Source organism: Mesorhizobium sp. WSM4829 (assembly GCF_055811475.1).
Genome location: NZ_JBVVQJ010000003.1, coordinates 86,241 through 99,432, shown reverse-complemented (window position 1 = coordinate 99,432; position 13,192 = coordinate 86,241). Strand labels below are relative to the sequence as shown.

The 13,192-nt window shown below is 62.2% G+C and carries 11 protein-coding genes; 8 read left to right on the top strand and 3 right to left on the bottom strand.

All coding sequences use genetic code 11. The features are described 5' to 3' along the window. Window positions 1-2: 2 nt before the first annotated feature. The gene (locus AC0L17_RS04310; RefSeq protein ID WP_473514898.1) at window positions 3-1,217 is read right to left on the bottom strand and encodes a macrolide family glycosyltransferase; all 1,215 of its coding nucleotides are present in this window, start codon (window positions 1,215-1,217) and stop codon (window positions 3-5) included. Between the two features lie 805 nt (window positions 1,218-2,022). On the opposite strand from AC0L17_RS04310, the gene AC0L17_RS04305 reads away from it, so the two are divergent. The 4 genes from AC0L17_RS04305 (at window position 2,023) to AC0L17_RS04290 (ending at window position 7,262) form a co-directional block, all read left to right on the top strand. Then, window positions 2,023-3,579, top strand: a complete 1,557-nt coding sequence (locus tag AC0L17_RS04305) for an ABC transporter substrate-binding protein (RefSeq protein WP_473514897.1) — start codon at window positions 2,023-2,025, stop codon at window positions 3,577-3,579. A gap of 64 nt (window positions 3,580-3,643) precedes the next feature. Beyond that, entirely contained in the window at window positions 3,644-5,413 is a 1,770-nt protein-coding gene (locus AC0L17_RS04300; RefSeq protein WP_473514896.1) for an oligopeptide/dipeptide ABC transporter ATP-binding protein, read from the top strand. Beyond that, complete coding sequence (locus AC0L17_RS04295) at window positions 5,410-6,273, top strand: ABC transporter permease (RefSeq protein ID WP_473514895.1); 864 nt, start codon at window positions 5,410-5,412, stop codon at window positions 6,271-6,273. Before AC0L17_RS04300 ends, AC0L17_RS04295 begins: the two co-directional genes overlap by 4 nt. Continuing rightward, complete coding sequence (locus AC0L17_RS04290; protein ID WP_473514894.1) at window positions 6,273-7,262, top strand: ABC transporter permease; 990 nt, start codon at window positions 6,273-6,275, stop codon at window positions 7,260-7,262. Before AC0L17_RS04295 ends, AC0L17_RS04290 begins: the two co-directional genes overlap by 1 nt. Window positions 7,263-7,274: 12 nt before the next feature. Here AC0L17_RS04290 and AC0L17_RS04285 read toward each other — a convergent pair whose 3' ends face one another. Together AC0L17_RS04285 and AC0L17_RS04280 are read right to left on the bottom strand one after the other, a co-directional pair. Next, window positions 7,275-9,122: a PAS domain-containing sensor histidine kinase gene (locus AC0L17_RS04285; protein ID WP_473514893.1), complete on the bottom strand. Its 1,848-nt coding sequence runs from the start codon at window positions 9,120-9,122 to the stop codon at window positions 7,275-7,277. A 92-nt stretch (window positions 9,123-9,214) separates the two neighbouring features. Next, window positions 9,215-9,853 (bottom strand): response regulator transcription factor, encoded by a 639-nt coding sequence (locus AC0L17_RS04280; RefSeq protein WP_473514892.1) that lies wholly within the window; start codon window positions 9,851-9,853, stop codon window positions 9,215-9,217. Window positions 9,854-10,353: 500 nt separating this feature from the next. Here AC0L17_RS04280 and AC0L17_RS04275 point away from each other — a divergent pair, with 500 nt between their 5' ends. From AC0L17_RS04275 to AC0L17_RS04260, 4 genes are all read left to right on the top strand, one after another. Beyond that, on the top strand, window positions 10,354-10,710 hold the full coding sequence (locus AC0L17_RS04275) for a hypothetical protein (RefSeq protein WP_473514891.1): 357 nt from the start codon (window positions 10,354-10,356) through the stop codon (window positions 10,708-10,710). A 90-nt stretch (window positions 10,711-10,800) separates the two neighbouring features. After that, window positions 10,801-11,097, top strand: a complete 297-nt coding sequence (locus tag AC0L17_RS04270) for a hypothetical protein (protein WP_473514890.1) — start codon at window positions 10,801-10,803, stop codon at window positions 11,095-11,097. Between the two features lie 141 nt (window positions 11,098-11,238). Then, on the top strand, window positions 11,239-12,414 hold the full coding sequence (locus tag AC0L17_RS04265) for a patatin-like phospholipase family protein (RefSeq protein ID WP_473515024.1): 1,176 nt from the start codon (window positions 11,239-11,241) through the stop codon (window positions 12,412-12,414). A 245-nt stretch (window positions 12,415-12,659) separates the two neighbouring features. Next, the gene (locus AC0L17_RS04260) at window positions 12,660-13,040 is read left to right on the top strand and encodes an SPW repeat protein (protein WP_473514889.1); all 381 of its coding nucleotides are present in this window, start codon (window positions 12,660-12,662) and stop codon (window positions 13,038-13,040) included. Window positions 13,041-13,192: the final 152 nt, after the last annotated feature.

The following is a 13,192-nucleotide window of genomic DNA, read 5'->3' as shown; positions in this document are numbered from 1 at the left end:
GTTCAGCGCCCCTGTGCTCGATCGGTCGCGATGCCTCCGAGCACGTCGTCGAGATACCGCTCGAGCTCGTCGGCGGCACGCCGGGCGCCGCCGGCCTGCTTTTGTGCGGCGCCCTGTGCGGCTGCCGCCTCGCGGAAGCGCGGCTCGTCCAGCAGAGTCAGGGCGAGCGCCTGCACCGTCTCTGCAGTGGCGTCGTCCGTGCGGAGCTCGAGGCCGGCACCGAGCTCTACAACCCGCCGCGCCACCATTGGCTGGTCCGCCCCCTGTGGCACGACGAGTGTCGGCACCCCGGTCCGCATCGCCTCGTTGACACTGTTCATGCCGCCGTGGGTCACGAAGAGCGCCGCCCGGGCCAGCACCTGGAGCTGCGGCACGGATTGGCGGGCCAGCACGTTGGCTGGCAGCGGACCCAGGTCTGCCGGTTCCGTGGACCCGGTCGAGACGACAACGGTGCCGCCCAGCGGTGCCAGCGCGGTCGCGAAGGTCCGCAGCAGGGCGGGCCCCCCATCGAACACCGTGCCCAGCGAAGCGTACAGCACGGGGTCCTCCAGCCGGGCGGCGTCGAATCCCGGATCGGTCAGGCGGGAACCGACGCTCGCCCCGACGAACCGGTACGAGGGGTCGAACGCGTCGGCTCCAGGCTGGAACGCGCTGGATGTGAAGACCAGGTTCAGCGGCTCGCGGGCGTTCATCAGGTCGATCAGGGGCAGCCCGCCGGTGTCGTAGCCGCGGTGCAGGGCCCAGCGCGCGCAAACGTAGCTCCAGCCGATGCGAGGACGGGCGGCTGCGGCGGCCACCAAGTCACGGGAGAGGCGGGTGGGGCTGGGCACCTGCCCGTTGAAGGCGAACGTGGTGAACGTGGCGGCCGCCGGCACACCGAGCTCACGCGCGGCCACCGCGCCCCATGGACAGGCCGCCCCATGCACGATCAGGTCGGGCCGGATGCCGCGGAGGTCTGAGAGCACGCCGGGTAGCAAGCCGAGGGCGGTCCGCGCGAGCTCTTCCAGCATCGCGAGGGGGATCGGCGGATCCGGCAGGGGCAGGTCGCCCCCGGAGTAGAGGTGGACCTTCGCACCAGCGGCCTCAATCTGGGCCGCAAACGCCGGGGAGGTGTGGTAGGTCACCGTGTGACCACGCCGGGCGAGTTCTGCCACGACCGGGAGCGTCGGGTTGATGTACCCGTGCATGCCGATGTTGAGGAAAGAGACGGTGCTCATCGACGCCTCCGGGGTGGTCGGAAGATTCAAGGGGTGGCTGGACGCACCCCCTGCCAATCCGGCAAGGGCCGCCGTCCGATGCAGCCAATGTTCGTGGAACCCGCGGCGCCAGCCTATCAAACGGTAGGATCGGTTGGACGATGCCGAAGTATGGGAGACTATGACCTCCCTCTAGGACGCTCTGCCCGGTCGGGTGCGACGGCTAAGCCCGGCGCCGCTGGGATGGGATGGCGCAAGTCAAAAGCTATATCGGGGACCGCCACCAGCCTGCCTCATAATGCTAGCAGCTTGCCGGCCTGCTCGGGCACTATTTACGAGCATACCGGTCCGGCAAGTTCTCGTCGCACTGGCCGCCGATCCGCATTTTCGTGTTCGCTGCGACTTTTCGAGGCACGCCGGAGCGCGGCTACGACTCGACCACCGACACATAGGCAGTCCCGTCAGCACTCCACGCGCGTGGCGGTGCAGCAGCCAGCTTTCCCGTCAGGCTTAGTCGGTTGCAAGCGCGTTCTTTAGCGGATGCGCGTCTGCAAGCGTTCACATACCTGTCCGGGGGCGCCACGATCTATACCCTGGGGATAGGGTGACCTCTGCTTGATGCTCATAGACCGCGATCAGCGGGCTGAGTTACCGTGGCGAAAATGTCCGGGTATCCGCATCGATGCCAAGCGCCGCAAGAAGACCTTGATGGCATCGGTGGGACGATGAGTTGGACAAGAGTATGGAATGCCTCGTTGGCCAGGAATTGACTGCGGGTGGCCTTCCCGCAGTCCTTAGTGAAGTATCAGGCCAACGGGAAGCCTTTATGGAGATTTACGCGCACCGGGCCAAGCGATCTTACAAGCACAGCTTCGGGCTGCGCATGCTGGGAATCGCCCTCGGTCTGCTGGTCTGGATTGCGCCGGTTTACGCACAAGAGGTGCTGCGCATACCCTACGTGGCCGATATCGGCACTTTCGATCCGGACAACGGGTTCGAGGTCGGCGGGATCAGCGCAATCAACAATGTCTATGAAGGGCTCGTCGAATACGAGCCGGGTTCGACCAGGATCGTTGGTCTGCTCGCCAAGAGCTGGGAGATCTCGAACGACGGGCTGACCTACACCTTTCACCTGGTCGATGGCGCCAAGTTTCATGATGGCACTCCATTGAATGCGGCGGCGGTCATACAGTCGTTCGAACGCCGCCGCGATCGTGGACTGAACCTGAGCTACTTCCTGGCGAACGTGAAACAGATGAGAGCGCCCGACGATTCGACGGTCGTGCTCACGCTAGGTCATCCTCAGCCGTCGTTCCTCGATACCCTTTCCAGTCCGTGGGGGCCCAAGATCATCAGTCAGACAGCGCTCTCCGAGCATGACAACGGCGACTTTGCGACGACCTGGCTCAATGAGCATGCGATCGGCACGGGTCCATTCAAACTGTCGGAATTCAAACGCAGTCAGCGCTATGTGCTCGAGCGCAACGACGACTACTGGGGCGACAAACCGTTCTTCCGGCAGATCCAGATTTCGGTCGTCCCCGATATCAGCCAGCAGATACTTCAATTGCAGGCCGGTGCGATCGATGCCGTGCCAATCAACTATCCATTCGCGCAACTCACCAGCCTGCCGGGGGGGCTGGAGATCACCGCCGCCCCGAGCATGATACCGTACTGTCTCTTCGTTAAGCCGAACTCGCCGCTCGACGACGCGGAGGTCCGCAATGCCGTTTTGACAGCGATCAACCCGGCGCTGTGGGTCAAGGACGCCTTTGGAGAGTTCGCAAGCCTGTCGAGGTCCGTTTATCCGAACGTGATGCTCGACCCAGTGAATCCGATCCGGTTCCCGACCGACTTAGAGGCAGCGAAAGCCGCGATCACCAAACGTGGCGCGGTCAATTTGGTCATTGGCCTTCACAGCGCCGCCCCAAGCTACAGCCGCATCGCCGACCTGATGATAGCGCAACTGGCGTTGATCGGAGTAAAGGCAACGGCTTACGTGCTGCCTTCCGGTGCTGCTTACACCTTGAAGGACGACCCAAACCCTCCCGATTTGCTGCTCACGATCGCGGGCCCGGACGCTGCTCATCCGGAGAGCCAGGCCAAGGCGTTCTTCACAAAAGACGCTCCCCTCAATTTTTTTGGCCGGGTGCTGCCGGAAGCCGATGCCATCGTGGACCAGGCCGGGCAGTTGTCCGACGCTAAAGAACGCGACGCTCTCTACGAGAGAGCGGGGCAGATGTATTTCGATGCCGGCATCGTCATCCCGCTTGTCGACGTCAACGATGTGGTTGTCCACGCTAAGGGTCTGAAGGATCTTGGACTCCGCCCCGTGAATCCACCTGGCAACATCGACTTTGCCACCGTTCGCTGGGGACCCTGAGTTCCGGAAGCAGGTCAGGCTCGTCCCTTAGATGGTCAAGCTTCCGCGCAGAATGTCCGAACCCGTGACCGAATCCGTCCTTGCCGTCAAAGACCTCTCAGTTATTCTCAGCCGCGAAGGCCGCCCATCCCGCGTCCTCGATGGCATCAGTTTCGACATGTTTCCGGGCGAGATCATCGCGCTGGTCGGGGAAAGCGGATCCGGCAAGACAAGCATCGGGCTTACGCTTCAAGGGCTCCTGCCGCGCGAGCACCTTCCGCAGATTGCAGGCTCGATCCGGCTGGCGGGGATCGAACTTGTCGGCGCGGGAAGGCGCACCTGGCAGTCGGTTCGCCGCCACATCGTCCGTGCCGTCTCGCAAGATCCGATGGGCGCGCTCAACCCTACGATGACCATCCGGCGCCAGATGCGCGAATCCAATGGGGGGTCCGAGCGATCGATCGAAGACTGGCTCAGCCGAACCGGCCTGCTTGACCCGGACCGCATCGCCGATGCGCTTCCGCATCGCCTGTCGGGGGGGCAGCGTCAGCGAGTGCTTATTGCCATGGCGATGATGGCTAGACCGAAGCTCCTCATCGCCGACGAACCGACCACCGCGCTCGACGTCACGATGCAGGCGCAGATCCTTGACCTGTTGCGCGATCTCGCTCGCGAGCAGCAGACGGCAATTCTCTTCGTCACGCACGATCTGACCGTGGCGGCCTCACTGGCCGACCGCGTCCTGGTTCTCTACGCCGGACGCATCGTTGAAATGGGCCGCATGCAGGATGTGGCCGGCAATGCCGCGCACCCCTATTCTGCCGGCCTGCTCGCCGCTCGATTCGATCTGGACTCTGATCGACGGCGTCCGCTTCCCACGCTCCCGTCCGAGCATACGCCCTCCACAAATGCTGATAGCGCCTGCGCCTACGCGACCCGTTGCCCGATCGCCCAGCCGGATTGTACGACGATCCGCCCACCGTTGGAGCCTGCGTACGTCCACGCCGGCGCAGTCGCCTGCCTTCACCACAAACAAACCCCGACGCTCTCAGCGCAGCACACTGATGCGAAGCCATGGCCGGCCCTGGCGATCCAGGAAACCGCTGCCTTAAGGCTGTCGAACATCGGAAAAACATACCCGACAGGCACCCGATCGTTTTGGGGACGGCGTCAACCGCAGCCAGTTCTTAGTTCGGTCAACCTCTCGATCAAGCTTGGCGAGTGCGTCGCCCTGGTGGGCGAGAGCGGCGCCGGCAAGTCTACCCTACTGAGGATAGCTGCCGGTCTCGTGACACCCGAGAGTGGCACTGTTGCACGCTTCGACAAGCTTCCTCCGCAAGTTGTGTTTCAAGACCCTGTAGCGGCGCTGACGCCGTGGCTCACGATCGGCGAGCAGATCGGCGAGCGCCTGCGGGCCATTTCGCCGGACAGTGATTACGGCCGCCGTCGCGTCGGAGAGGCCATGAAGCTGGTCGGCCTCGATCCGATCCTGATGGACGCGCTGCCGGCCGAGATGTCGGTCGGGCAGTGCCAGCGCGCCGTTTTGGCTCGCGCGGTAATCGTCCCCCCAAGGCTTCTGCTTTGCGATGAGCCGATCAGCGCCATGGACGTGTCGCTGGCGGCCACAACCTTGAATCTTCTTGGCGACCTTCGGCGGCGGCTCGACATGGCGATGCTGTTCGTCACCCACGATCTGGCGGCCGCCAGAATCATCGCCGACCGTATCGCCGTGCTGAAGGACGGCCAGTTGGTTGAGATTGCGGATCCCGATGCCATCGTTGCCGCACCACAGTCTCCCTACACGCGGTCTCTCGTCACGGCGATGCCGAGTCTACAGGCGGGAGGCGGACGGTGAACGGCACGCCAAGCTCGGACACGCTGCCTGCGCGGCCTCGGTTCAACTGGCGCGAATTCTTCCGGCGTGCCGGCTGGCTTGAAAGCGTCGGCATCGTCGGCGTGCCTGTCGTCACCGTTGTGGCCCTGCTGGCGCCATGGATCACGCCGTTCGATCCACAACTGCGCGTCGCCGCGGCCTACCTGCCGCCTTCGGCCGCCCATTGGTTCGGCACCGACGAGATCGGCCGCGACCTGTTCTCGCGCGTCATTCTCGGCATTCAATATACGTGGCTGCCAGCGATTGCCGTTATTGGTTTCAGTCTCGCCGTGGGCTCCCTGGTCGGACTGATTTCGGGCCTTGCGGGCGGCAAGGTCGATCTGGTCATCCAGCGGATCATCGACCTGTTCTTTGTCGTTCCGGGAACGCTCGTCGCGCTTGCCGTTGTGGCTTCGCTTGGCCCGGGGCTCGTCAACACGATGATCGCGGTTGCCATTTTCTGGTGGCCCTGGTACGCGCGCATATCGCGTGACGAAATCCGTCGCCTCAAGGCCCGTCCTCATGTCGAGGCGGCGCTTATCGCCGGGGTCGGCCGTCCGCGCCTGCTGTCGCGTTACTTGTTGCCGGGAGTGGTCCCGGCCTTGCTCATCGGGGCGTCACTGGATGTGGCCAGCATCATCATGACGCTGTCGCTGATGTCTTTCCTCGGCCTTGGACTGCCGGCGCCGGCGCCTGAACTCGGAGCGATGACGGCGCGCAGCGTCGACAGTCTTACTGTCCATTGGTGGCTGCCGATCCTGCCGGCTGCGGTCATCTTTCTCCTCTGCCTCCTCGCCAACCTTGCGGGCGACGGCGTTCGCGCCGCGCTAAGGGGGGCGTAGTGCTGGCATATCTCGCCAAAAGCATAGTCGGCGCCGTCGTCGTTCTCCTGGTGATGAGCTTTATCTTTTTCAGTCTCCAAAGCATTATCCCCGCCGATCCAGCGCGAGCCATTGCCGGGCCGAACGCTCCGCTGGAAACGGTCGAAGCGATGCGGGAGCAGCTCGGACTGGACGACCCGGCTGCCGTTCAGTACGGACGCTTTCTGTTCCGCCTCGCGCATGCGGATCTGGGAACGTCGGTAAGGACCCGACGGCCGGTGTCTGACGACATACGGCAATATCTTCCCGCTACACTTGAACTCGGACTGGTGTCGATCGCCTTGGGAGTGGTGCTCGCCGGCGCAATGGCGGCGCTTCAGTTCCTGATTCCGGGATCAGCCGGCATAAGGCTCGCCATGGTGGGGGTGGGCTCCACGCCGATTTTTCTGTCGGCCTTGCTTCTTGCCTACTTTTTCTGGTTCCAACTCGATTGGCTTCCCGGAGCGGGTCGGCTTAACTACCGCGACTTCGCAGGCCCTACCGGACTTAACGTCATCGACGGAATACTGGTCGGCCGGCCCGAAGTCAGCGTCGACGCGCTGCTGCACATGATCTTGCCGGCGCTTGCTCTGGCGTTGCCTATCGGCATCGCGGTCGGCCGAAGCCTGAACGGTGCGCTTCACGAAGTGATGAGGCAGACATACATCCGGACCGCGCGTGGTAAGGGCCTCGGGGAGACGAATGTGCTGTTGCGCCACGGTTTGCGCAATGCTGCCACGGCCCCACTGTCCATGCTCAGCCTGCAGGTCCGCCTTCTCTTCGGCAATTTGCTTGTTGTCGAGCGCGTTTTTGGGTGGCCTGGTCTGGGCCTTTACGCGGTCCAGGCTTTTGCCAGCGCCGATCTCCCGGCAGTGCTGGGCGTCGCCATCGTTTTCGGAATCTTGTACATCCTGGTCAACACGCTCATTGAGATCGTGCAGTCGATGGCCGATTCTCGGATCAATCTCTGAAAGCGCGCTCTCTCAGACCCCTGCTGTCGCAACGGTCGATGCTTTAGTCGAGTCGGCAGCGCAGATGGGGAGGCTGAAGGTTATGGACGCTCCCCCTGTCCCGACATTTTCCGCCCAAAGCCGTCCGCGGTGTGCCTCGACAATCGAATGGCAGATTGCCAGGCCCATTCCCATTCCATCCGGCTTGGTTGTGTAGAACGCCTCGAAAATCCGTTCCGGATCGCCAAGCCCGCGGCCGCTGTCTCGCACTTCGACCTCGACTGTTTCGTCATTCTGACGCCGCGACACGATCCGCAGGCTTCGCACGTTGATGTTGACGTCCTGCATCGCTTCGATGCCGTTGCGGACGATGTTGAGGACGACTTGCTCCATCTGTACGTGATCGGCAGTGGTCGTCGGAAGGCCGGGATCGAGTTGAAGGTCCAACTTGACCCTGCTCGATGCCAGCCTGTCACCCAGGAGATCACACACTTCGCGGATCACCGCGTTCAGATCTATCGCGTACGGTTCGCCTTCGGTCTTGCTGAACAGCGCACGGATGCGGGTGATCACCTGTGCCGCCGCGTCGGCGTTTCTGATGATTTTTTGGGCGACCCGGCTGGCGTGATTGAAGTTTGGCGGATCGGCGGCCAGCCATCTCTGGAAGGCGCCGGTGTTGGCCACGACAGCCTGGAGCGGCTGGTTGAGTTCATGCGCAATGGACACCGACAGTTCGGATAGGCTGGCGGCGCGCAAGGCGCGCGCGAGCCGTTCGTCCGCCAGACGCAGGGATTCTTGGGCGCGGACCTCGTCGTCGATGTCGAAGTTGACGCCGTACCAGCGAAGGATAGTGCCGTCTTCGTCGCGTAGCGGTTCGAACCGCGAATCAATCCAGCGATATTCGCCATCCTTCCGGCACAGCCGACCTTTGTGCTGGAGTGGTTCCCCACGGGCAAAGGACTTCTCGAACACAGCCTTGACGGCCGCCCGGTCATCGGGATGGAACAACTCTACATGCGGGGCGAATTGCCGCGTGCCTCGCGGTTCCTCCTTAATCGAGTTGATGCCCGCCCAATCTACGAACCGTCTGTTGAAATAGTACGGTACTCCTGCCGGCGTCATCAGCCAGATCATGGTGGGAACTGTATCGACCAGCAGGCGCAGTTCGCGCTCGCGCTCACGCAACGCAGCTTCGGCCTTCTTCTGATCGTCGATATCCACCGTGTGGCCATACCAGCCGGTTATCCTTCCGTGCTCATCGCGCGAAGCAATCCCGGTGTCGCGAAACCATCGATACGTTCCGTCGAACCGGCGCACACGCTGCTCGTCGATCACAGGCTCGCCCGTCTGCAAGCTGTGACGCCACCGCACCATGCTCGCCTCGACATCGTCCGGATGGACAAACTGTGTCCAATGATAATCATCGCCATCCATGATCCGACGCATCTCATCGGCTGTAACACCCACATATTCGAGCGCCGCGGGATTGACTGCGCGAAGGCGGCCATCCGAAGAGGCCGACCATCCGAGGCCCGGAATATCGGCCATTCGGGGTCCGGTGTCATGGTAGACCCGGTCATAGAAGCTCATAGTCCTGAAAATCTTTATCACGAACCATAGGGCTAACGCCGTGACGACAAATACCGTCAACCGGACCGCGCCGCCTGTGGCCCCTGATTCCAGCGAAAACAGGATCACGGATGAAAACAGACCGGCCGCGGCAATGGCCACCAAGCCAGCCTCCCAGCCGATGCAGATGCATATAACTGCAACCGCGACCAGCAGAACGTAGGGCTCATTGACGAATAATGCCAGGAGAACGCTCGCAGCGGCGATCGCCAATGCGACGGCGCGGCGCTGTTTCGTTGACGTCAGCTCCATTTCGACCTCTCGAGATCGCCTCTGCGTCCCACTCCCTGTCGCGGCCGATTTCCGAGTCAGTTACGGAGCGCCAATGCCTGATTGTAAGCCGCTCAGCGGCTGTCGACTGGAAGCGATTGCCACACATTGAAGAGATGGGAGAGGGACCTTGCGTTCATCTTCTTCATCATGTTGCTCCGATGGAGCTTCACGGTGATCTCGCTGATGCCGAGATCCGATGCAATCTGCTTGTTCATCGCACCGGAGACCACGAGCCTCAGCACTTCCCGCTCGCGGGGCGTAAGGGTCTCATAAAGTGCCACGTTCTTGCGCGATACGGTCGATGCCGCTCTTCGCGCGACGTCGTCGGCGATAGCGGTGGACACCGCGTCAAGGAACGTCTGGTCGCGCACCGGCTTGGTTAGGAAATCCACTGCCCCCGCCTTCATCGCCTGGACGCCCATTGCGATGTCGCCATGACCGGTCAAGAATACGATCGGCGTTAGTATGCCTTTGGTTGCCAGGACATGCTGAAGATCGAGGCCGCTCAGACCCGGCATTCGCACATCGAGAACGAGGCAGCCTGGGCGGTCCGGCAGTTTTGCGTCCAATAGTTCCTGACCCGAAGAAAACGACATCGTGTCGATGCCGACCGAATTCAGCAACTCCTCCAACGCGTCGCGGACCGTAGCGTCGTCGTCAACCAAAATTGTTATGGGACTGTCTGCGATTTCTGAAGTTGCCACGCCCATGATTCTCGCCTCGGGGAGATATGCTCGACACGAACTGACCGCGTTCACGCAGTCAGTATCAACCGCGCTTCCGTCACACGTCAACCAGGACCTGCGCCTCACGCTAGGCCGCCGGAACTCGTCGATAACCAGCTATACCGGCCAGTTCGTAGTCTCTACGTCAGGTCTTGCGTACCTGTATCGCGGCGTCCAACGCAACACTACAAAGGGTGGTCGGACCTAGCGATTTAAATGGCTAACCTAGACCTCGGTATAGGTGTGTGGACCGTCGGTTCCGGCCCTCTATGTCATTCATCGTCGGAGCAGGAAATCGCCATCGCGGTGATTGGCTGCTGCGCGAGCAGCCGCTGTACAGTGCCTATCCTGGTTGGTTTCACGAGCGGCGGGCGCAGTTATCCTGTACCTTTGCAGCGCATCACAAAGACTCCTGTAGAATAGGTTGGTCTGACGGTCGGGCGCATCCTCCTCTGTACTGGCTACAAGCCTTCATGGAGGAAACAATGCACAATTCGCCCGGAATGCCGTCGCACCGCACCTCCCTTGCCGCCGCCATATTCTCCGCACCGATGCTCCTCGCGTGTCCGGTCTGTGCGCATGAAGCGCTCCCCACAGCGGCCAAGCCCTTGGGCTGGAGCTATCCGTACTCGTGCTGCTCCGGCGTAGACTGCCGCCAGGTCGGCAACAAGGCCATCAGCGAGCGATCGGAGGGCTATGTCATCAACGGGACGGGAGAGGTCGTCGCCTACAGCGACACCCGGGTGAAGAACTCGCCCGACGGTGACTATCACTGGTGCTCGGTGGCCGGCGCCAACGACAGCAAGACGATCTGCCTCTTCGTTCCGCCGAAAGGATACTAGGCCTTCGCACGACGTCGCTCGCGCATCGTCACCCCTGCGATCCGGGTCAAGACCTGTTTTCCTAGATCGCACTCACCTCTAGGACCAATCATGAAAGCCGCATCGGCACTCCATTTCCTCGCGCTCGGCGCCTGCTTCGTGGTGCAGTCCAGCAGGCTGGAGTTATGGGGCCCTCCAGGTATCCGACGCGCCGTTCAGATGATGGAAGCGCGCGGAGCAGCGGATAAAACTGCGGTTCCCCTGACGTCACCGCGGCAGGCGACCTATACCGTGGTAGGGCCCACCATCATCCTTGGACCAATCGACTACAACCGCGGCCTCCCCATAGGCTGCTCGATGGGGCTCATCACCGACGTCGTGTCGGGCGAGATGAGCAGCATCCCATGATGCGTCCGGTTGACGGGGTAATGCAGCGCTGACAGCGTGATGGCTTGCCTGCTGGGGATTGAGTCTCGTCGCCGGAAGCGATTCGTTCGACCGAGGTGTCGGAGACCCGCGGCCGACACCAGGCACGTTGGAGATCCGGTTTTGCGCCCTTTGAAAGCATCGGTGCTCGTTGGGATGTCAGCACTGGTTGCGAGCTTCGTTTGGTTCCAGGGTTGCGATCCCCGGGTCGGCGAGACAGACAGATCTTATGACGCCACGGAAGCAGCAACGGCTTCGATCGCCGGCTATGGCGAGATCAGGATATATCGCGACGGCCGGATCGCTGCAGGAGACGTTCGCGACTGGACGCCGGCAACCGAGCCGGATGGCCTCGATGTCCTCATGATCTCCGGCGGCGGTGCGGGAGGCGCCTTCAGTGTCGGCGTGCTTTCGGCGTGGAGCGCGGCCGGGACCCGCCCGCAATTCGATATAGTCACCGGCGTAAGCACTGGCGCCCTGATCGCGCCATTCGCGTTCCTCGGATCGGCTTATGACCACACCCTAGTGCATCTCTTTACTAGCGGCGTCGCCAACGATCTTATTGCAACCAAATTTCCCGTCGGCTTGATCGGATCGAGCTTGCTGAGATCCACGCCAATGAGGCGGATGGTCGAAAACTCCATCACACAAGCGGTCCTGCAGCAGGTCGCAGCCCAACATCGGGAAGGCCGTCGCCTCCTGGTTCTCACGACCAACCTGGACACGCAACGCGCCGTCGTCTGGAACATGGGCGCCATCGCCAACAGCAGCCGACCGGACGCGCTGAAGCTGTTCCAGGACGTCATGATAGCGTCGGCGAGTATCCCGGGTATTTATCCGGCGGTGATGATCGAGGCCGAGGCGGGAGGGCGCCGCTTCCAGGAATTGCATTCCGATGGAGGGTCGACGTCGCAAGTCTTGATACTTCCACAGGCAATTCTGGCAAGCACGAGCCCTCTCGTGCCGGCGAAACGCCAGAGTGTCGATTTCCATGTGATCGTAAACAACGCGCTCATACCGGAGTTCGCCACCACGCGGAATAGAACGCTGTCAGTGATCGCAAGAGCATACTCCATCCTCCTCAAATCCCAGACACAGGGCGAACTGGCTATCCTCTACAATTACGCCAAACTGACCGGGGCACGTTTTAACCTCGCGACCATTGACGCTCAGGTCCCCTATTCGATGCTCGATCCCTTCAACGCCAGCTATATGCAGGCCGTCTATGACCTCGGCTACGCCGGGTTGGCGGCCGGCACCCTCTGGAAAGATCGCCCTGTATTCGCCGAGCGACTTTGAACGGCAGCCTGAATCTCGGGTGTTGCCCGGCAGGAGCGTGCTCGACAGCAAGAATGGCGGAATCCCTACGCCCAAGAACTCTGTGGCCCAAGCGCTTCGATATTCCCGCCCAACGCCGCGCTCAGCCGCACTAGACGTTAGCATCGTCCGACAGATGCCCGCGTAGAATAGGCTCCCCCGCGGGACCGCCTCATTCTCCTCGTACCCGGCCGCCCCGACACTGATGGCGTGGGTACGGAGCCGGATTGGAGAAGGAGATGAAAATGTTAAGTGAAGTATCGAGCAAGGGATTGGAATGGACCAACCTCGTTCTGGGCGCAGGTCTGGCCTGCGCTGCCTTCGCGTTCACCGAGCTGCCTGACGCGGCTTGGAATGCGGGGATCGTCGGCGTGCTGATTGCCTGCTGCTCGGCAGTGGCGCTCTACGGTTACGGAGCCTGGGCCGAGTGGTCCAATCTCGTCTTGGGGTGCTGGGCAATAGCGGCCCCGTTCCTGCTCGGCTTCGGATCGGCGCAGGCGGCGATGTGGACGCACGTCCTGGTTGGGCTTTGCGTCACGACGATCGCGATCTTCCAGCTTTCAAGCGGCCGCAAGGCGCAGATACCTTCCAAGTTCAACGCCAGATGATGTCATTGAAGGCGAGGCACCAGTGGACGGGGCGCGCGAGCTGTTTTTGCGGCCGTCCCCTGGGATGCTTCGGCGGGTTGCGAGTGAAAACCCGCCCCCGCAAGCCCGAGCCGGCAAGGGAACAGATCATGGACCCCGTGACTCCAGAACCA